The sequence below is a fragment of the Pseudomonas sp. TE9122 genome (genome assembly GCF_056278925.1).
In genome coordinates, this window is sequence record NZ_JBWBQI010000001.1 from 415237 (window position 1) to 434978 (window position 19742).

A 19742-nucleotide genomic window follows, 5' to 3' on the forward strand; every position below is an offset into this window, starting at 1 on the left:
ATTTGAACCTTGAAGAAGCTGAATTGACGACGCTCTTGCAGGAGAGGCTGTTGAGATTCTTTGTCACCCAGTGAAGATCAACAAAATTACGTAGATCCTGTGGGAGCGAGCCTGCTCGCGAAGGCATTTTCACAGCCGCCATCAGCGTCGACTGATATTGCGCTTTTGCGAGCAGGCTCGCTCCCACAGGGATCGGGTTTCAACCGCGTAGATGGTTTACGCGACCACGGTCTCAGCCGGCGAGACGATACTGGTCTTCATCCCCCGTGAACGTCCCGAACTCAGGTATGCCGCAATCGACTCCTGCGTCACTTCACCGAGGAATACCCGTTCGGCATCCATCACCGGCAGCCAGGCGCGGTTGAACTCGTACATGCGCGACAACAGGATGCGCAGGTGCTCGTCGTACGCTGCGGTGGCGTTGAACTCACGCAGGAACTGCGCGCAGGTGCCGGTCTGACGATGCAGGTCGCGACGGCGCACGTACCCCAGCGCCTTGTTCTCGGCGCAGGTGACCACCACGTAGCGACGGTCGTGCTCGTCCATCAATTCCAGCGCATCGGCCACTGGCGTTTCCGGGCTGACCGACGGCGCGTTGTCCGCCGCGTCTTCGGCTTTCACCAACAGCAGGCGTTTGAGCGTGCTGTCCTGACCGACGAAATTGCTGACGAAATCATCCGCCGGATGCGCGAGCAGGGTGTCCGGGTGGTCGATCTGCAGCAGTTTGCCGGCGCGGAAAATGGCGATCTTGTCGCCCAGCTTGATCGCTTCGTCGATGTCGTGGCTGACCATGATCACGGTCTTGTTCAGCGCGCGTTGCATCTCGAAGAATTCGTTCTGGATCATCTCGCGGTTGATCGGGTCGACCGCGCCGAACGGCTCGTCCATCAACAGCAGCGGCGCATCAGCGGCCAAGGCGCGGATCACACCGATACGCTGTTGCTGACCACCGGACAATTCACGCGGGTAGCGATGCAGATACTGCTTGGGCTCAAGCTTGATCATGCTCATCAGCTCGCGGGCGCGGTCGTGGCATTTCTGCTTGTCCCAACCGAGCAGTTTCGGCACGACGACGATGTTTTCTTCGATGGTCATGTTCGGGAACAGACCGATCTGCTGGATCACGTAGCCGATGTTGCGGCGCAGGGTCACCTCGTCGAGATCGGTGGTGTCTTCACCGTTGATGAGGATCTTGCCCGAAGTCGGTTTGATCAGGCGGTTGATCATTTTCAGCGTGGTGCTTTTGCCGCAACCCGATGGCCCGAGGAACACGCAGATCTCGCCTTCATTGACGGTCAGGCTTACCGAATCCACGGCTTTGACATCTTTGCCGTTGCTTTGGAAAGTTTTGCTGAGGTTTTGAAGTTCGATCATTTCAGGAGTCCTTTTGGAGTCAACGAGCGTTGCAGCCACTGCAAAACGAGGTCGGCGAAAATCGCCAGAAGACTGACCAGCAGCGCGCCGACGATAAGCATCGACATGTCACTGCGGCTGATGGAGGCGAGGATCAACACACCGAGGCCGCCGGCGCCGATGGTCGCGGCAATGGTCATCACGCCGATGTTCATCACCACGGCGGTGCGCACGCCAGCGAGGATCACCGGCACCGCAATCGGCAGTTCGACCATGCGCAGGCGCTGGCCGAAGGTCATGCCGATGCCGCGCGCAGCTTCGCGGATGCCCGGCTCGACGCCGGTCAGGGCGAGGTAGGTGTTGCGCATGATCGGCAGCAGCGAATAAAGGAACACGGCGGTGATCGCCGGCAGCGGCCCCAGGCCCTGGCCGAACTTGGAATAGAACGGCAGCAGCAGACCGAACAGGGCGATCGACGGCACGGTCAGCAGCACCGTGGCACTGGCTTGCAGCGGGCCGGCGAGGGTGGGAAAGCGTGTCATCAGGATGCCCAGCGGCACGCCGATGACGATCGCCAGGGTCACGGCGATGCCGACCAGAGTGATGTGCTGCCAGGTCAGGTGCATCACCTGCTGCCAGTCGAGATGGGAAAAGGCGTTCAGAAATTCCATGACTTCTCCTCTCTTAATTCAGTGGATGCTGGCGCAGGAAATCGGCGGCAACGGACGATGGGCTTTCATGATCGACGTCGACCCGCGCGTTGAGTTGGCGCATGGTTTCGTCGTCGAACAGTTCGGCCAGCGGCTTGAGTTGTTCGGCCAGTTTCGGGTTGGCATCCAGCGTGGCCTGACGCACCACGGGAGCGGCGGTGTAGTCGGGGAAGTAATGCTTGTCGTCTTCCAGCAATTTCAGGCCGAAGGCATTGAGCCGGCCATCGGTGGTGTAGACCAGACCGGCAAACACCTGACCGTTACGCAGCGCGGTGTAGACCAGGCCGGCGTCCATCTGGCGGATGTTCTTGCGGGTCAGGTTCATGTCGTAGAGCTTGACCATGCCGTCGAGACCGTCGGAGCGGTTGGCGAACTCGGTATCCAGCGCCACCAGGTGGTTGGTCTCGGCTTCGGCGCGCAGCACTTCGTTGAGCTGGCTGATGTTGCCGATCTGCGGATATTGCTCGGCGATTTTTTTCGGCAGAGCGAGGGCGTAGGTGTTGCTGAATTTCGACGGCGTCAGCCAGATCAGGCCTTTTTTCGCGTCGAGCTCTTTGACCCGGGCGTAGGACTGCGCGCTGTCGAGTTTTTCAGTGACGTGGTTATAGGCCACCAGCGACACGCCGGTGTATTCCCAGAGCAGGTCCAATTGGCCGCTTTCGTGGGCGCTGCGGGCGAGGTTGCTGCCCAGACCGCCGGTGATTTGCGCGTCGTAGCCTTTGCTGCGCAGGTATTGCGCGGTGATTTCGGCGAGCAGGGTCTGCTCGGTGAAGACCCGGGCGCCGAGGCGGATGACAGGTTTTTCAGCGGCTTGCGCGATTCCTGCGAACAGCAGGACGCAGCCTAAGATCAAGCTAAGTCGTTTCATAAATATTCCTTCGCAAAGCCTTAAGACGGGCGCAAACCGCGTTCCAGCCAGAGACGGCTGGCGAGGGTGACCACGCCATCGAGCAACAGCGCCAACAGCGCGGTGCACGCGGCGCCGAGCAGCAGTTGCGGCTGGTTGTTCAGGGCGATGCCAGGGAAGATCAGGCTGCCGAGGCTGTTGGCGCCGATCAGGAACGCCAGCGGCGCAGTGCCGACGTTGATCGCCAGTGCGACCCGCACGCCACCGACGATGATCGGCACGGCGTTGGGCAATTCGACTTTCCAAAGCACTTGGCGCGGCGTCATGCCGATGCCGACAGCGGCTTCTTTCAGCGAGCCCTGCACATTTTTCAGGCCTTCATAGGTGTTGCGCACAATCGGCAACAGCGAGGCGAGGAACAGCGCGAAGATTGCCGGACCACTGCCGATGCCGAGGATGCCCAGCGCAATCGCGAGCACGGCCAGCGGTGGCACGGTGTTGCCGATATTGAAGATCTGCATGAAGCGTTCGGCGCGGCCGACCATGCTCGGGCGGCTGAGGAAGATACCGGCGGGAATGCCCACAACAAGGGCGGCCAGCATGGAAGCGAGGACGAGAATCAGATGAGCTTGCAGGTAAAACAACAAATCGTCGCGGTAGTGTTCGATCGTGTTGATGCCGATCCAGTGGACCAGCAGGGCCAGGAGCGCGATCACCACCGCACCTCCCATCAGCCCTTTGCCATAGCGGATAGCCACAGGCGGACTCCTTTTTTTGTAGTCGGCGAGCGCAGTCCCGTGTGGCATGCCAAGCCTTGGCTGCCGGGAGCGTCGTTCGCGAAAAGTAGCCGTTTTTCAGAGCCGGCGAAGCGGTCTGAAAGCGAGCCATGAGCGCAGCCTCGTCAGGCTAACTTGCTGATTTTTCAGCCCCTGACGAAAGTTCGTAACAGGGGATGGACGTCTCCGTGCTTTAAAAGGTTCCCATCTGCGGCAGCATTTGGCCACCCTTAATGTGCTCAACGGTTCGGTTATTGCGGCGAGTTGGGCTATAATCGCGGCCCTTTTTTGAATCACCGCCAGGCGATTTCCCATGACCCAACAGGCCGCCGAAGTCGCGAAACGCCGCACTTTCGCCATTATTTCCCACCCCGATGCCGGTAAAACCACAATCACCGAAAAGCTCCTGTTGATGGGCAAGGCGATTGCAGTGGCCGGTACGGTGAAATCCCGCAAATCCGATCGCCATGCGACATCCGACTGGATGGAGATGGAGAAGCAGCGGGGTATTTCCATTACCACGTCGGTCATGCAGTTCCCCTATCGCGAACACATGATCAACCTGCTCGACACCCCGGGCCACGAAGACTTCTCCGAAGACACCTACCGCACCCTGACAGCGGTGGACTCGGCATTGATGGTGCTCGACGGCGGTAAGGGCGTAGAGCCACGGACCATTGCGCTGATGGACGTCTGCCGTCTGCGTGACACGCCGATCGTCAGCTTCATCAACAAACTCGACCGTGACATTCGCGACCCGATCGAACTGCTCGACGAAATCGAAGCAGTCCTGAAGATCAAGGCTGCGCCGATCACCTGGCCGATCGGTTGCTACCGCGATTTCAAGGGCGTGTATCACCTGGCCGACGACTACATCATTGTCTACACCGCCGGTCACGGTCACGAACGCACCGAAACCAAGATCATCGAGAAGCTCGACTCCGACGAGGCGCGCGCGCACCTGGGCGATGAGTACGAGCGCTTCATCGAACAGCTGGAACTGGTGCAGGGCGCCTGCCACGAATTCAACCAGCAGGAATTCCTCGACGGCCAACTGACCCCGGTGTTCTTCGGTACCGCGCTGGGTAACTTCGGTGTCGACCACGTGCTCGATGCTGTCGTCGATTGGGCGCCGCGTCCGCTGGCCCGTGTGGCCAATGAGCGTACTGTCGAGCCGGTGGAAGAGAAGTTCTCGGGCTTCATCTTCAAGATCCAGGCGAACATGGACCCGAAACACCGCGACCGCATCGCCTTCATGCGTATCTGCTCCGGCAAGTACGAAAAAGGCATGAAGATGCGCCACGTGCGTACCGGCAAGGACGTGCGCATCGGCGACGCCCTGACGTTCTTCTCTTCCGAGCGTGAACAGCTCGAAGAAGCCTACGCTGGCGACATCATCGGTCTGCACAACCACGGTACGATCCAGATCGGCGACACCTTCAGCGAAGGCGAAGTCCTTGGTTTCACCGGTATTCCGCACTTCGCCCCGGAACTGTTCCGTCGCGTGCGTCTGCGTGATCCGCTGAAATCCAAGCAGTTGCGTCAGGGCCTGCAGCAGTTGGCGGAAGAGGGCGCGACGCAGGTGTTCTTCCCGGAGCGCAGCAACGACATCATTCTTGGCGCCGTCGGTGTGCTGCAGTTCGATGTGGTCGCCAGCCGTTTGAAAGAGGAATACAAGGTCGAGTGCTCGTATGAGCCGATCACTGTGTATTCGGCGCGCTGGATCGAGTGCGACGACAAGAAGAAGCTTGAGGAGTTTTCCAACAAAGCGGTGGAGAACCTTGCGCTGGATGGCGGTGGTCACCTGACTTACCTGGCGCCGACGCGGGTGAATCTGGCGCTGATGGAAGAGCGCTGGCCGGATGTGAAATTCCGCGCGACGCGGGAGCATCATTAAGGTTTGAGGTGTTTTTCTGAAAGCCCCTGAGGTGTAGGCCTTGGGGGCTTTTTTATGGGCTGCCGCTTTTGGTCTTGGCGGCCGTTGGGCCGACCAGGCTGTTGGGGTTTTGGGTGAATATCCGTTGCTGCGGGGGCTGCGGCTGGCGGTTTCGCCCTTACGGCGACTTACTTTTTTACAAGCGCCTAAAAAAGTAAGCAAAAAACGCTTGCTCCTGCGTTCGGCCCTCGCAGGCTCGGGTTCCTTCGCTCCGGGATCGATCCGGGCGCAGCGGCTCCGGTTTGCTTCGCTGCACCTCCTTCCGCTGTGTTCGACTTCGTCGAACGGTCGCTGCGCTCCCACGCCCGGATCAATCCCTCCACTCAGCCTTCCGACGTCGCCGGTGGATCAAGATCAAGAGCAGGCGAGCTGACACTCGGCCTATTGAGTGGTGAAAAGCGTGTGTGTCCGGCTTTTGATTTGTGTTGTTGCTGCCCCTCACCCCAGCCCTCTCCCGAGGGAGAGGGGGCCGATTGATGATCTGTTCAAATCCCGAGTTCGGCTCGGTATTTCAGGTCGGCGTACCTTGCCCAAGCGACCCGGTCAGTCCCCTCTCCCTCCGGGAGAGGGTTAGGGTGAGGGGCTTTTGATCTTTAACGCCGCGTGAAAAATCAAGTTGAATCCGGGCGCGGCGATTTTTCCGTAAGGCGTTTTCCCTCTACGTCGTAGCCATGCTCTGCTTTTACTTCCGCTGACCTCACCCCCACGACATTCCAATCCAAGCCGTCTACTGTTCATCAAACCCTCGCGCCCATCGGACGTTACATGCTCAAAGGACTGACCCAACTCCTGCGCCCCAACGACTATTTCACCCCCATGGCCTGGGTCCTCGCGGCTCTGTTGTTCATCAACCGCCTCAGCGCCATGGTCAAGTTGTTCATGGCGCTGTACCTGCGTCAGGAACTGGGGCTGGCGATTGAAACCGTTGGCTGGTTGCTTTCGGCCTATGGCGCGGGGTTGTTGGTCGGTTCGATGCTCGGTGGCTGGCTCAGTGATCACGTGCGCACGGCGCGGCTGACGGCGGCGCTGTTTTTCGTTTCGGTGTGGGTGTTGATGCTGTTGGGGCTGGTGACGCAGGTGCCTTGGCTCGCCGGTTTGCTATTGCTTAGCGGTGTCATCGATGGGGCGATTCGGACGTTGCATCAGCGGCTGATCATGGAGTATTGCGAAGTCGCGCAACGCTCGCGTGCGCAGGCCCTTAGTCGGGTCGCGCGTAATCTGGGCATGGCCGCTGCCGGGGTGGCGGGTGGGGTGTTGGCGCAGGCGGATTTTCGTTGGGTGTTTTTTTCCAGTGCAGCGATGACGATGCTGGCGTTGCTGTGGTTCGTGCGCACAACGTGGCGGCGGCCGGTGCTGGTGGTTGGACACGAATCCACCGATGGCTCGAGCGTGCCGCTTCGCGACAAGCCGTTCCTCTGGCTGCTGGCGGCGACGGCCGTGCTCGGCATTGCGTTCGACACGGTCTACAGCACGCTGGGCAATTATCTGCGTGATTACTACCACCTTAGCACAGAGGCGATCGGCTGGCAGTTCGGGCTCAATGCGCTGTTGGTGATCGCTTTACAAATCCCGCTGTCGCACTCGGTCGAACGCTGGGGCTCGCGTTGGCAGATGCTCGTTGGCAGTGTCCTGTTGGCCTGTGGGCTGGGCATGTTGCCGTTCGGTTCCGGCTTGGCTTTTGTCTGTCTGTCGACGCTGATCTGGACGCTGGGCGAGGCGCTGTTCATGCCGCCACTGAATGTGCTGGCGATGCACTTTGCGCAGAGCGGCAAGAGCGGTCAGTACTTCGGGCTGTTCTTCATGAGCTGGAGTGCCAGCGCGCTGTTGTCGCCGGTGCTCAGCAGTCAGCTGTATGGCCAGTTTGGCGGGCACAGTGTCTGGTTGATGAGCGCGCTGCTGGTGCTGATTTCCATTCCTTTGACCTGGCAGGCCACGCGAGGCGCTTAGCTGTTTCGGTTATCGGGGTTATTCGAAAGCAATCTGGCGGTCGATGGCATTTCTGCCTGCGCGGTCGCGTCCTAAGTGGTGAGCCGGTCGGATCGCAACTAGATTTCACACGGAGCCAGTCCGGCAAGCATGTCTTACCGCAACAGGATGGAGTCGGCCATGAAAAGCAGATTGCTACGGGTTTTGATGTTGTTGAAAGTGATGGTGATGCTATCCCTCGGCACCGCAACGGCGTGGGCCGAGTGCGAGGATCACGAATCTCAGGCGTTCAATGGGCAGGTCGGGCATAGCGGGCTGATGCTGGCCAAATCCGAGTCGGAGCCGGGGGATATGAATCAGGGTGGCAGCGCCGAAGATGATGACTCGACGACCGACGAGCCGGGTACCGATGATCCGGATGACGAAGGCGATAGCCAGACATAGATCGCCGGCCAAAGAAAAACCCCTTCTGCCTCGACTGATGCGCAATGGAGGTGGAAGGGGTTTTGTTATCGCGTGAACTCTTGAATCAACACGAATTCCCTGTGGGAGCGAGCCTGCTCGCGAAAGCGGTTAATCAGTCACCGATGATGTTGACCGAAATGACGCCTTCGCGAGCAGGCTCGCTCCCACATGAGATATTTCGTGGGCCTACGCCGCGCCGTCGAGAAACTGCTCGGCGTAGTGGCAGGCCACCTGCCGATTATCCAGCTCACGCAACAGCGGTTCTTCCGTGCTGCAGCGTTCGGTCGCGTACGGGCAGCGCTTGTGGAAAGCGCAGCCCGGTGGCGGGTTCAGCGGGTTGGGCAGTTCGCCGACGATTTTGATTTTCGGCTTGTTCGGGTCCGGGTGAATGGTCGGGGTCGCCGACAACAGCGCCTGGGTGTACGGGTGCAGCGGGCGTTCGTAGATGTCGTTCTTCGGACCCAATTCCACCGGGCGGCCGAGGTACATCACCATCACGTCATCGGCCACGTGCTGCACCACCGCGAGGTTGTGCGAGATGAACACGTAGGCGGTGTTGAACTCCTGCTGCAAATCCATGAACAGGTTCAGCACTTGGGCCTGAATCGATACGTCCAGTGCCGAAGTCGGTTCGTCCGCGACCAGCACTTTCGGTTGCAGCATCATTGCCCGCGCCAGAGCGATACGCTGGCGCTGACCGCCGGAGAACATGTGCGGATAGCGCTGGTAATGCTCGGGCCGCAAGCCGACCTGCTTCATCATCGCCTGGACTTTCTCGCGACGTTCGCTGGCCGACAGCTTGGTGTTGATCAGCAACGGCTCGGCCAATTGATCACCGATTTTCTGCCGTGGGTTCAACGACGCATACGGGCTCTGAAACACCATCTGCACGTCTTTGCGCAGTTGCTTGCGCTCGGCCTTGTCGGCGCCGGCGACTTCCTGGCCGGCGATCTGCAGCGAACCCGACGACGGCTCTTCGATCAGCGTCAGGGCGCGGGCGAGGGTGGATTTGCCGCAGCCCGACTCACCCACTACGGCGAGGGTCTTGCCGGCTTCCAGTTCGAACGACACGCCGTTGAGCGCGCGCACGGTGGCGTGGCCCTTGAACAGGCCACGGGAGACTTCGTAGTGACGGGTCAGGTCGCGGGCGGTAAGTACGACGGCCATTACGCCACCTCCTGGTTCAGCGGGTAGAAGCAGCGGGCGAGGCTGTTGGCTTTCGGATCAAGGCCCGGACGCTGGGTGCGGCAGTTGTCCTGCACATACGGGCAGCGCGGCGACAGCAGGCAACCCTGCGGTCGGTCGTAACGGCCCGGAACGATGCCCGGCAGGGTCGACAGGCGTGAGGCGCCGAGGCTGTGCTCGGGAATCGCCTTGAGCAGCGCTTCGCTGTACGGGTGCGCCGGGATGTCGAACAGTTGCGGCACCTGACCGACTTCCACGGCTTGACCGGCGTACATCACGCAGACGCGCTGGGCAGTTTCCGCCACGACCGCGAGGTCGTGAGTGATCAGCACCAGGCCCATGTTCTGTTCTTTCTGCAACGCCAGCAGCAGATCCATGATCTGCGCCTGAATCGTTACGTCCAGCGCGGTGGTCGGTTCGTCGGCGATCAACAGTTTCGGCTCGCCGGCAATCGCCATGGCGATCGCGACACGCTGGCTCATACCGCCAGACAGTTGATGCGGGTAGGCGTCCATACGGCTGGCGGCGCCCGGGATCTCGACCTTTTCCAGCAGTTCGATGGCACGCTTGCGCGCTTGCTTGCCGGACATTTTCAGGTGCAGGCGCAGCACTTCTTCGATCTGAAAACCGACGGTGTAGCTCGGGTTCAGCGCGGTCATCGGGTCCTGGAAGACCATCGACAGGTCTTTGCCGACGATCTGCCGACGCTGACGGTTGCTCAGTTTGAGCATGTCCTTGCCGTCGAAGCTGAGCGAGTCAGCGGTGACGATGCCGGGGTGCTCGATCAGGCCCATCAGCGCCATCATGGTCACGGATTTACCCGAACCCGACTCGCCAACGATGGCCAGCACTTCGCCTTTGTCGACTTTCAGGTCGAGGCCGTCGACCACCGGGGTCGCGGTCTTGTCGCCGAAGCGGACGTTGAGATTCTTGATTTCTAGCAGTGACATTTGAATCTCCTCAGGCGGCGTTCTTGAGTTTCGGGTCCAGCGCATCGCGCAGGCCGTCGCCCATCAAGTTGATTGCCAGCACGCTGAGCAAAATGGTCAGACCAGGCAGGCTCACCACCCACCAGGCGCGTTCGATGTAGTCGCGGGCCGAGGCCAGCATGGTGCCCCACTCAGGGGTTGGCGGTTGTACGCCGAGGCCGAGGAAGCCCAGTGCGGCGGCATCGAGAATCGCCGAGGAGAAGCTCAGGGTTGCCTGCACGATCAGCGGCGCCATGCAGTTGGGCAGCACGGTGATGAACATCAGACGCGGCAGACCGGCACCGGCCAGACGCGCGGCGGTGACGTAGTCGCGGTTCAGTTCGCCCATGACGGCGGCACGGGTCAGACGCACGTAGGACGGCAGGGAAACCACGGCAATCGCGATCACGGTGTTGATCAGGCCAGGGCCGAGGATGGCGACGATTGCCACGGCCAGCAGCAGCGACGGCAGGGCCAGCATGATGTCCATCAGACGCATGATGGTCGGGCCGACCACTTTCGGGAAGAAACCGGCAAACAGACCCAGCAGGATCCCCGGAATCAGCGACATCACCACCGACGACAAGCCGATCAGCAGCGACAGGCGCGAGCCCTGGATCAGACGCGACAGCAGGTCACGGCCGAGTTCGTCGGTGCCGAGCAGGAACTGCATCTGCCCGCCTTCGAGCCACGCCGGCGGCGTCAGCAGGAAGTCACGGTATTGCTCGCTCGGGTTATGCGGCGCGACCCACGGCGCGAAGATCGCGCAGAAGATGATCAGCAGCATGAACAGCAGGCCGGCAACGGCGCCCTTGTTCTTCGAGAACGCTTGCCAGAATTCTTTGTACGGCGACGGGTACAGCAGGCTTTGATCCACGGCGGACGTGGCGGTGGCTACTGAGGATGTTGGAGTGCTCATGGGTATTGACCTCAGCGCTGATGACGGATGCGTGGGTTGGCAAAGCCGTAGAGGATGTCCACCACGAAGTTGACCAGAATCACCAGGCAGGCGATTAACAGGATGCCGTTTTGCACCACCGGGTAGTCTCGGGCGCCGATGGCTTCGATCAGCCATTTACCGATGCCGGGCCAGGAGAAGATGGTTTCGGTCAGGACCGCACCGGCCAGCAGCGTGCCGACCTGCAGGCCGACCACGGTCAGCACCGGAATCAGCGCATTGCGCAGACCGTGCACGAACACCACGCGCGACGGCGACAGGCCTTTGGCCTTGGCGGTGCGGATGTAGTCTTCGCGCAGCACTTCGAGCATCGACGAACGGGTCATCCGCGCGATTACCGCCAGCGGAATGGTACCGAGCACGATGGCCGGCAGGATCAGGTGGTGCAGGGCGTCGAAGAACGCGCCGACGTCATCGGCCAGCAGCGTGTCGATCAGCATGAAGCCGGTTTTCGGCTCGATGTCATACAGCAGGTCGATGCGCCCGGACACCGGGGTCCAGCCCAGGCTCACCGAGAAGAACATGATCAGGATCAGGCCCCACCAGAAGATCGGCATCGAATAGCCCGCGAGGGAGATGCCCATCACCCCGTGGTCGAACAGCGATCCTCGTTTGAGTGCCGCGATCACCCCGGCCAGAAGCCCGAGGATGCCAGCGAACAGCAGGGCGGCCATGGACAGTTCCAGGGTCGCCGGGAAAAGAGAGGTGAACTCGGTCCACACGCTTTCACGGGTACGCAACGACTCACCGAGATCGCCCTGGGCCAGTTTGCCGATGTAGTCCAGATACTGGGCATACAGCGGCTTGTTCAGCCCCAGGCGTTCCATTGCCTGAGCGTGCATTTCGGGGTCGACCCGACGTTCGCCCATCATCACTTCCACGGGGTCGCCCGGAATCATGCGAATCAACGCGAAAGTCAGCAAGGTGATGCCGAAAAACGTGGGGATCAACAACCCCAGTCGGCGGGCAATAAAACTAAACATCTTGTGTGGTACCTCATCAGCCGGTTAGGCGTGTCCGGCGTCCCTCAGGTAAGGGACGCCGGGCGTTTCTTATCTACTTCACCTGGGTGGTGGCGAAGTTATTAGTGGTGAGAGGGCTGATGTGGTAGCCCTCTACATTGTTGCGCATTGCAGTGAACATCCGAGTATGGGCCATGCTGATCCATGGCTGGTCCTGATTAAACAGCACTTGAGCCTGTTCGTAGAGCGCGGCGCGTTCGGCCGGATCTACTTTAGCCCGCGCTTCATCCAGCAGTGCCTGGAATTTCTCGTTGCACCAGCGTGCGTAGTTTTCGCCGTTCTTGGCGGCCTCGCAACTGAGCATAGGCGTCAGGAAGTTATCCGGGTCGCCGTTGTCGCCCGCCCATCCGGCCGAGACCATGTCGTGCTCGCCGGCCTTGGCGCGCTTGAGCATCTCGCCCCATTCCATCACGCGGATGTCGATCTTGATCCCGACTTTCGCCAGGTCAGCCTGCATCATTTGCGCGCCAAGCATCGGGTTGGGGTTGGTCGGACCGCCGCCGTTACGGGTGAACAGGGTGAAGGTAGTGCCTTCCGGAACCCCGGCTTCCTTGAGCAGCGCGCGCGCCTTGTCGAGGTCGCGTGGCGGGTTTTTCAGATCATGGTTGTAGCCGAGCAGGGTCGGCGGGTAAGGGTTGACCGCCACCGACGCGTTACCCTTGCCGAACAGCGCGTTGACGTAGGCTTCCTTGTCGAACGCGATGTCGATGGCTTTGCGCACGCGTACGTCGCTCATGTACTTGTGCTGGGTGTTCATGGCGATGTACGAAACGGTCATCGCGTCCAGCTCGTCGACTTTCAGGTTGCTGTCTTTCTTGATGCTCGGGATGTCATCCGGTTTCGGATACAGCGCGACCTGGCACTCGTTGGCCTTGAGCTTTTGCAGGCGCACGTTGTTGTCGGTGGCGATCGCCAGGATCAACGCGTCGGCCGGTGGCTTGCCACGGAAATAATCCGGGTTGGCCTTGAAGCGCACCTGCGCATCCTTGGCGTAGCGCTGGAAGATGAACGGGCCGGTGCCGATCGGCTTGTTGTTCAGATCGCCGGTCTTGTTGGCCTTGAGCAACTGGTCGGCGTATTCGGCCGGGTAGATCGACGAGAACGCCATGGCGATGTCGGCCAGGAACGGCGCTTCGCGACGGGTCAGGGTGAACTTGACCGTATTGTCGTCGATTTTTTCTACGCTTTTGAGCAGTTCCTTGAAGCCCATGCTTTCAAAGTACGGGAAGCCTACGCTCGACAGTTTGTGCCACGGGTGATTCGGGTCCAGCTGACGCTGGAAGCTCCAGACCACGTCGTCGGCATTCATGTCGCGGGTCGGCTTGAAATATTCGGTGGTGTGAAACTTGACGCCTTTGCGCAGGTGGAACGTGTAGGTCAGGCCGTCTTCGCTGATGTCCCAAGACTCGGCGAGCGCCGGGATCACCTCGGTGGTGCCGGGTTTGAAATCGGCCAGGCGGTTGAAGATGGTTTCGGCCACAGCGTCCGCCGTGACTGCAGTTGTGTACTGGACCATATCGAAGCCTTCCGGGCTGGCTTCGGTGCAGACCACCAAGGGTTTGGCCGAGGCGCCGACAGCGACACTCAGCAACGCAGCCGCGATGGCCGCACGTAGGGGAAGCATTTTCATCGATAACCCTCTGCAATCGGTTGAAGACAGAAAACCGAACGGCCGACTCATCATGAGTCAGCCGTCGGTTGGCGTTTTTACAGAATGTTGAACGGGATGGTGGTTACGAGACGGAACTCGTTGATGCTGCCGTCCGATTGGAACTCGCTCGCACGGTGGGCTGTGTAGGTGCCGCGAATCGTGGTGGCTTTCAGAGGACCGCTTTGTACCGCATAGGTCGCACCGATGCCGTATTCATAGTGGTGCTCGCCATCCTGTTCCTGGATGCCGTCGTAGCCTTTGCCTTCAACGCCTTTGTTGCCGTTGTAGTGCGTGCCATCGATTCCCCAGCCGCGAGCTTGATAGATGTTGAATTTCAGGCCCGGCACACCGTACTCGGCCATATTGATGGCGTATGAAACCTGGAAGGATTTCTCGTTCGGGCCGTTGAAGTCCGACAGCAGGGAGTTGGCTAGGTAGATACCGTTAGTCTCGTGCAGGTAATCGAAGTACTCGTTACCGTTTACTTGCTGGTAGGAGAAGGTCAGGTTATGCGCTTGGTGGGTCAGTCCGAACGACAGCGAGTAGGTGTCGTTGTCGATGTCGCCCAGCAGCTTCTTACCTTCGTCGACGGTTTTGTAGTAGTTGAAACCGGTAGTCAGGGCGAGGACGCTGCTGTCACCCAGTTCATGGGTGGCGCCGAAGTAGTACTGGTTCCACAGATCTTCAACTTGCGTGCCCCATAGACTGGTTTTCAGACTTTCGAGCGGCTGATAGCTGATACCGGCGGTGTTGACCTTGTCGGATTCGACACGGCCGTTGGCATACTCGGCGCGGAATTTCTGCAGGCTTTGTTCCGATCGTGGCGAGACGCGATCAAAAGTGGCCAAGTCGAAGGACAGATTGTTCAACTCTTCACTGTGCAGGGAGACACCCTCGAAGCTCGAAGGCAGTGCACGGTTGCCGATCACGTCGACCTGCGGGCTGCTGAAGCTCATACGACCGGCAGTCAGAGTGGTGTTGGAAACGCGCGCCTTGATGTTGGCAAGGCCTACCTTGCTCCACTGATCTACGGCTTCACCGTTATTCTTGTGCGTCAGGGTGCGGTTGTTACCCGATCCCACGCCCGTCTTTGGGGCGCCGCCATTTCCGGAAGCCAGATTTTCACGATCACGTTCAAGCGCAATTGCATTATATGCCGCAACTTCGGTGCTGATACCTACAGTGCCCTCGGTGAAACCCGAGTTGTACTTGACGATGGTCCCTTGCACCCAGTTGATCCGACGGTCAGTTTCGGCCGGAGAACCATTTTTTTTATAGGAGAATTTGCCGCCGCGCTTCAGTTGCTCGTTGGCGTACCAGTTACGTGTCGTACCGGTGATCGACTGTCCTTCGACGAACCCAGTGGCCTCAGCCTGGGCGCTTTTGGTGTTGACGGTCACCGGGGTGAACGCCTGGCTCTGGGTTTCCGCATAAGCCGTGGCGGTGATGCTGCTGATGGCCAGAGCCAGTATCGCGGTGCTGCTCAGTTTCATGGGTGAAGCTCCTTTACTTTCTTTTTATCCCGGCTTTTTTTGGTATGCCGGTTATTGGTTTAGAACTCGTTCACACATCGCAAACGTTTGCAAAAAGCCGGATTGGCGAATTTCGGCAAAGCGCTTGCGTGAGGGGAGTAGACGGCTCCCCTCAGCATTGCGGCTAATCGGTTGGTTTAATCGATACTGACACCCGAGAACACGTTGCGGCCGAACGGGCTGACTTTGAATCCTTCGACCCGGGTGCTTAACGGCTGGTTGACCGTCGAGTGGGCGACAGGCGTGATCGGCACTTGCTGTTTAAGCAATTGCTGGGCCTGTTTATAAAGCACGGTGCGCTGGTCGCGGTCGGTGACGACCTTGGCCTGTTTGATCAGCTTGTCGTAAGCCGGATCGCACCACATGGAGTAGTTGTTGCCGCCGATGGCGTCACAGCTGTACAGCGTGCCCAGCCAGTTGTCCGGATCCCCATTGTCACCGGTCCAGCCGATCAGGCTGACGTCGTGCTCGCCGTTCTTGGTGCGCTTGATGTACTCGCCCCATTCGTAACTGACGATCTTCACTTTCAGACCGATCTTGGCCCAGTCGGACTGGAGCATTTCGGCCATCAGTTTGGCGTTCGGGTTGTACGGACGCTGCACCGGCATTGCCCACAGGGTGATCTCGGTGCCTTCTTTCACGCCGGCAGCCTTGAGCAGTTCCTTGGCTTTTTCCGGGTTGTAGGCGGCGTCCTTGATGGTGTCGTCGTAGGACCACTGGGTTGGTGGCATGGCGTTGACGGCCAGTTGGCCGGCGCCTTGATAAACAGCGTTGAGAATTCCCTGTTTATTCACCGCCATGTCCAGCGCCTGACGCACTTCCAGTTGATCGAACGGCTTGTGGCGCACGTTGTAGGCGATGTAGCCGAGGTTGAAGCCTGGCTTGGAAATCAGTTGCAGTTTCGGGTCGGCCTTCAGCGCTTCAACATCGGCCAGGACGCGGGTGCAGGGTGATCTGGCACTCGTTGGCTTTGAGCTTCTGCACACGTACCGACGCGTCGGTGTTGATCGCGAAAATCAGGTTCTTCAGCTTGACCCGGCTCGGATCCCAGTACTGCGGGTTACCGGTGTAACGGATGTTCGAGTCTTTCTGGTAGCTCTTGAACACGAACGGTCCGGTGCCGATCGGCTTCTGGTTGATGTCGCTCGGCTTGCCGTCGGCCAGCAGCTTGTCGGCGTATTCGGCAGACAGAATGGCGGCGAAGCTCATGGCGATGTTCTGGATGAACGCTGCGTCAACACTGTTGAGCGTGAACTCCACGGTCAGCGGCCCGGTCTTCTCGACCTTGGCGATGTTCTTGTTCAGGCTCATCCCGTTGAAGTACGGAAACTCGGTGGGATAGGCCTTGCGGAACGGCTGTTGCGCATCGAGCATGCGATTGAACGTGAACAGCACGTCGTCGGCGTTAAAATCGCGGCTCGGCTTGAAGTAAGGGGTTGTGTGAAATTTCACGCCTTCACGCAGGTGAAAGGTGTATTTCAGGCCATCTTCGGAAATGTCCCACTTGGTTGCCAGACCGGGTACGACATTGGTCGCGCCTTTTTCGAACTCCACCAGGCGGTTGTACAGCGGCTCGGCGGCGTCGTTGTCGGTGGCCGTCGTGTATTGCGCGGTATCGAAACCCGCCGGGCTGCCTTCCGAGCAGAACACCAGGCTGTCGCTGGCGGCGTAGCTTGCAGACGTGGCGGCCAACAGGCCGGCGCCCAACAGTGCGGAAAAAACCAAGGTATGGCGCATGACGCTCCCTCTTTTTTTAGTGTTATGCAATGCACCTGGATCCCGATCCCGGGACTTTCTGGTCGCATTGAGCTCAATCCAAATACGTACGGCAAAACCGGTGGCCCACGCAGACACTGGTCAGTACGCGACGGTAGGCACCGTGCCTCTGGCAGTAAATACGTAATTGCCTTAATGCTCGTAGGAAAAGTCGACGCGCCTATACCGAAGCAATCATCTGCGGCGGATTTGGGTGTAGGCCTTTTCCTTTTTTCCCGGTAGATAAAGCAACGGCGACGTCAGAAACGCCGCCGTTGCAATGTCTTACTTGCTGACGCTGACGCCGTAGAAGGAATTCAGGCCAAATGGGCTGATCTTGAAATCCTGCACGTTGGCGCGCATGGGTTGATACACCGTCGAGTGAGCGATAGGTGTCATTGGAACTGCATCTTTAAGGACGTGTTGCGCCTGTTTGTACAGCTCGGTGCGCTTGCCCTGGTCGGTAGTGCGTTTGGCTTCTTTCACCAGGCCGTCGAACTTCTTGTCGCACCACTTGGAGAAGTTGTTGCCGCTCAGCGAATCGCAGCCAAACAGAACGTTGAGCCAGTTGTCCGGATCACCATTGTCACCGCTCCAGCCAATGATCATGGCTTGGTTCTCGCCACCTTTGGAGCGCTTGATGTACTCGCCCCACTCGTAGCTGGTGATCTTCACTTTCAAGCCGATCTTGGCCCAGTCGGACTGGAGCATTTCAGCCATCAGTTTGGCGTTCGGGTTGTACGGACGCTGCACCGGCATCGCCCACAGGACGATCTCGGTACCTTCCTTGACGCCGGCTTCCTTGAGCAGCTGTTTGGCTTTCTCAGGGTCGTACTTGGCATCCTTGATGGTGGTGTCGTAGGACCACTGGGTCGGCGGCATGGCGTTGACGGCCAGTTGGCCCGCGCCCTGGTAAACCGAATCGATGATTTGCGGCTTGTTCACGGCCATGTCCAGCGCCTGACGCACGCGCAGGTCAGCCAGCGGGTTGGCCTCGTTGCTGCCCTTGACCTTGTCCATCACGTTGTAGGCGATGTAGCCCAGGTTGAAGCCAGCCTGATCCGGCATCTTCAGCGACTTGTCTTCTTTCAGCGCTTTCAGATCGGCCGGACGCGGGAACAGGGTGACCTGGCACTCGTTCTTTTTCAGCTTCTGGATACGCACCGACGGGTCGGTGGTGATGGCGAAGATCAGGTTGTCGATCTTCACGTCTTCAGGTTTCCAGTAATCCTTGTTGCCGGTGTAACGGATGTTCGAGTCTTTCTGGTAGCTCTTGAATACGAACGGGCCAGTGCCGATCGGCTTCTGGTTGATGTCGGCGGGTTTGCCTTCTTTCAACAGTTGCGCTGCGTATTCGGCGGACTGCACGGAAGCGAAGCTCATGGCCATGTTCTGGATGAACGCAGCGTCGACTTCTTTCAGAGTGAACTTGACGGTGTGGTCGTCGACTTTATCGATCTTGGTGATGTTGGTGTCCATCCCCATGTCGGTGAAGTACGGGAATTCGGTCGGGTACGCCTTACGGAACGGGTCGTCCTTGTTGATCATGCGGTTGAACGTAAACAGCACGTCGTCGGCGTTGAATTCACGAGTCGGCTTGAAATACGGGGTGGTATGGAACTTGACGCCTTCACGCAGGTGGAAGGTGTAGGTCAGGCCATCGTCGGAAATGTCCCACTTGGTCGCCAGACCAGGAATCACGGCGGTGCCGCCGCGCTCGAACTGGGTCAGGCGGTTGAACATGGTTTCGGCTGAGGCGTCGAAGTCGGTTCCGGTGGTGTACTGGCCTGGATCAAAACCGGCCGGGCTCCCTTCGGAGCAGAACACCAGGTTAGTCGCAGCGGTGGCGAAAGGTGCGGAGGCTAACAAGCCTGCGCCGACTAGAAACGGAATGACCGCGTGTTTAAGCATGTTGGCCTCATGATTTGTTGTCATTTTTTAGTTGTGAGGTACGACCTCGTGAGTCGTGCCTGCGGATACTTATGCAGGCCCCATACCCAATGCAAGATCCAGAGCGGTCGGCGGAGTTAAACGGTGGCACGAACGTACCTTAATGTCGCATCCGTATAACTTTTGACGCATTTGACCGTTTGCGGGTGGTTTTTGCGGTGCATTCGAGGCACTGAAATGGTGCGCTGGAGGTGTCGGGTGCGCTTGGGTGGGGCTTGGTGTTACTTATTTATACCCTTGGGGATGGGCGGGGTTGAGGGGTTTTCGCGGTGGGCTTTGGTGGGGTGGATTGGGGCAGGGATTGGGGAGTTTTACTTGGTGCAACTGGGTGTTTCGATTGGTGGCACCTTGGCGGCCTTTGGGCCGACCAGGCTCTTGGGTTTTGGGTGTATATCCGTTTCTGCGGGTGTTGCGGATTGCGGTTCCGCCCTTACGGCGGGTCACCTTTTTCAAACGCCAAAAAGGTAACCGAAAAGGCTTGCTCCTGCGTTCGGCCCTCGCAGGCTCGGGTTCCTTCGCTGCGGGACTGATCCGGGCGCAGCGGCTCCGGTTTGCTTCGCTGCACCTCCTTCCGCTGTGTTCGACTTCGTCGAACGGTCGCTGCGCTCCCACACCCGGATCAATCCCTCCACTCAGCCTTCCGACGTCGCCGGTGGATCAAGATCAAGAGCAGGCGAGCTGACACTCGGCCTATTGAGTGGTGAAGAG

General features: G+C 59.3%; 14 protein-coding genes and 1 pseudogene. 3 read left to right on the forward strand and 12 right to left on the reverse strand.

All coding sequences use genetic code 11. From position 1 onward, the window contains the following. Positions 1-216: 216 nt before the first annotated feature. From ACZ9BE_RS01730 to ACZ9BE_RS01745, 4 genes are read right to left on the reverse strand one after another with little or no spacing between them, the layout of a single operon-like run. Positions 217-1374: an osmoprotectant ABC transporter ATP-binding protein OsmV gene (locus ACZ9BE_RS01730; RefSeq protein WP_016771732.1), complete on the reverse strand. Its 1158-nt coding sequence runs from the start codon at positions 1372-1374 to the stop codon at positions 217-219. After that, entirely contained in the window at positions 1371-2024 is a 654-nt protein-coding gene (locus tag ACZ9BE_RS01735) for an ABC transporter permease (RefSeq protein WP_024011588.1), read from the reverse strand. The genes ACZ9BE_RS01730 and ACZ9BE_RS01735 overlap by 4 nt, the downstream gene beginning before the upstream one ends. 13 nt (positions 2025-2037) lie before the next feature. Then, entirely contained in the window at positions 2038-2931 is an 894-nt protein-coding gene (locus ACZ9BE_RS01740) for a glycine betaine ABC transporter substrate-binding protein (RefSeq protein WP_252887314.1), read from the reverse strand. Between the two features lie 20 nt (positions 2932-2951). After that, positions 2952-3641: an ABC transporter permease gene (locus ACZ9BE_RS01745; RefSeq protein WP_166554532.1), complete on the reverse strand. Its 690-nt coding sequence runs from the start codon at positions 3639-3641 to the stop codon at positions 2952-2954. A gap of 358 nt (positions 3642-3999) precedes the next feature. On the opposite strand from ACZ9BE_RS01745, the gene ACZ9BE_RS01750 reads away from it, so the two are divergent. From ACZ9BE_RS01750 to ACZ9BE_RS01760, 3 genes are all read left to right on the forward strand, one after another. Beyond that, complete coding sequence (locus ACZ9BE_RS01750) at positions 4000-5583, forward strand: peptide chain release factor 3 (protein ID WP_016771727.1); 1584 nt, start codon at positions 4000-4002, stop codon at positions 5581-5583. Between the two features lie 804 nt (positions 5584-6387). Next, positions 6388-7569, forward strand: coding sequence for an MFS transporter (locus ACZ9BE_RS01755; protein ID WP_476248848.1), 1182 nt, complete (start codon positions 6388-6390; stop codon positions 7567-7569). Positions 7570-7728: 159 nt separating this feature from the next. After that, a complete protein-coding gene (locus ACZ9BE_RS01760) occupies positions 7729-7992 on the forward strand; it encodes a hypothetical protein (RefSeq protein ID WP_150636089.1) in 264 nt (87 codons plus the stop codon). 207 nt (positions 7993-8199) lie between these two features. On the opposite strand, the gene ACZ9BE_RS01765 is transcribed toward ACZ9BE_RS01760, so the two are convergent. The 8 genes and pseudogenes from ACZ9BE_RS01765 to ACZ9BE_RS01800 form a co-directional block, all read right to left on the reverse strand. After that, positions 8200-9180, reverse strand: a complete 981-nt coding sequence (locus ACZ9BE_RS01765) for a peptide ABC transporter ATP-binding protein (protein WP_041477953.1) — start codon at positions 9178-9180, stop codon at positions 8200-8202. Then, a complete protein-coding gene (locus tag ACZ9BE_RS01770) occupies positions 9180-10148 on the reverse strand; it encodes an ABC transporter ATP-binding protein (RefSeq protein WP_016771722.1) in 969 nt (322 codons plus the stop codon). The genes ACZ9BE_RS01765 and ACZ9BE_RS01770 overlap by 1 nt, the downstream gene beginning before the upstream one ends. A gap of 10 nt (positions 10149-10158) precedes the next feature. After that, positions 10159-11085 carry an ABC transporter permease subunit gene (locus ACZ9BE_RS01775; protein ID WP_016771721.1) on the reverse strand — a complete coding sequence of 309 codons (927 nt, stop codon included), beginning with the start codon at positions 11083-11085 and terminating at the stop codon, positions 10159-10161. Positions 11086-11096: 11 nt separating this feature from the next. Beyond that, positions 11097-12107: an ABC transporter permease subunit gene (locus ACZ9BE_RS01780; protein ID WP_016771720.1), complete on the reverse strand. Its 1011-nt coding sequence runs from the start codon at positions 12105-12107 to the stop codon at positions 11097-11099. A 73-nt stretch (positions 12108-12180) separates the two neighbouring features. Further along, a complete protein-coding gene (locus ACZ9BE_RS01785) occupies positions 12181-13776 on the reverse strand; it encodes an ABC transporter substrate-binding protein (protein ID WP_252877444.1) in 1596 nt (531 codons plus the stop codon). 77 nt (positions 13777-13853) lie between these two features. Further along, a complete protein-coding gene (locus ACZ9BE_RS01790) occupies positions 13854-15290 on the reverse strand; it encodes an OprD family porin (protein ID WP_056782911.1) in 1437 nt (478 codons plus the stop codon). Positions 15291-15466: 176 nt separating this feature from the next. Further along, positions 15467-17066 (reverse strand): annotated as a pseudogene (locus tag ACZ9BE_RS01795) (ABC transporter substrate-binding protein). Between the two features lie 303 nt (positions 17067-17369). Next, the gene (locus tag ACZ9BE_RS01800) at positions 17370-18995 is read right to left on the reverse strand and encodes an ABC transporter substrate-binding protein (protein ID WP_041477957.1); all 1626 of its coding nucleotides are present in this window, start codon (positions 18993-18995) and stop codon (positions 17370-17372) included. Positions 18996-19742: the final 747 nt, after the last annotated feature.